This is a genomic window from Leucobacter sp. M11 (assembly GCF_035726885.1).
Taxonomy (GTDB): Bacteria; Actinomycetota; Actinomycetes; order Actinomycetales; family Microbacteriaceae; genus JAPFRB01.
The window spans coordinates 514,829-515,783 of sequence record NZ_JAPFRB010000003.1 but is presented as its reverse complement, the minus strand read 5'-3'; the positions used below and the strand labels follow the sequence as shown (position 1 = coordinate 515,783).

General features: G+C 74.6%; 1 protein-coding gene and 1 pseudogene. Both read right to left on the bottom strand.

Annotated features, from left to right (window positions below; all coding sequences use genetic code 11):
* A partial coding sequence (locus tag OOT08_RS10815) for a DUF2087 domain-containing protein (protein ID WP_325092652.1) occupies positions 1-494 on the bottom strand: 494 nt, incomplete at its 3' end.
* 172 nt (positions 495-666) lie between these two features.
* Positions 667-955: pseudogene (locus OOT08_RS10810) on the bottom strand (MFS transporter); the annotation flags it as partial.

Sequence of the window (955 nt, the reverse complement as noted above, 5' to 3'; positions counted from 1 at the left end):
CCGGTCCCCGCCCGGGCGTATTCGGTGCCGTCCCGGCGACGCTCGACCAGGCCGTGATCGACGAGCGACCGCCGCAGCCGGGCAACATCCGCCGTGTACGGCAGCAGCCGCTGCGTGACCTCGCGCTCGGTCAGCACCTCGCCCGCGGCAAAGGCCCCGTCCGCGACCCACGCGAGGAGCCGGACGCGCTCCTCGGCGTTCGTCGGAAACTGCCTGATCCGGGTGCCGTCCACGAAGCGGTCGATGCCCTCACGTTTGGGCACGGGCGCGGCCGCCAAGATCGCGCGGAACACCCCGGGGGCAAACACCTGCGACCCGGGTTCGATCAGCCCGCTCTGCGTGAGCGCCGCCGCCACGCGACGGCGCTTCGCGGCGGGTAACGCCGCGGTCGCGTCCTCGAGCGTGCCGCCCAGCATCAGTTTGGCGGCAACGCGACGCGTCTCCGGGTTGGCGAGGACCGCGATCACGGGTCTCCAGTGTGCTGCCGCGTCCATCTCCGCTGACTCCGTTCTGCGCGCTGCCCTCGGGGGTATCTCCGGCCTCGGGAGCGTCTCCGGCCTCGGGGGGCGCTGCCCCGCTGCTTTCCCGACACGATACCCGGCGCGCGCGCCGGGCGCCCCCTCCCCACCCACCGAGTGATTGTCTGCCCGGGACGCGGAGGCCGCCTCAGCCCCGAGCCGTGGCGCCGGGGCGCAGCGCGGGGTGCGCGAGGGACAGCAGCAGCACGAGCCCCATCATGACGGCCCCCGCGAGGATGGGGAGCGGCGGCCACAGGGCATAGAGCGCCGTCCCCGCCGTCGGGGCGAGCACGAAGGTGAGGCCGTTCGTGGCCCCGATCAGCCCGGCGAGCCCGCCCTGCTCCTCCGGCGTGACCCGGAGCGTCGGCCCCGCGGTGTACCCCGGGGTGGCGATGCCCATGCCCAGACCGATCAGGAAGATCGCGGCGACGAACGCC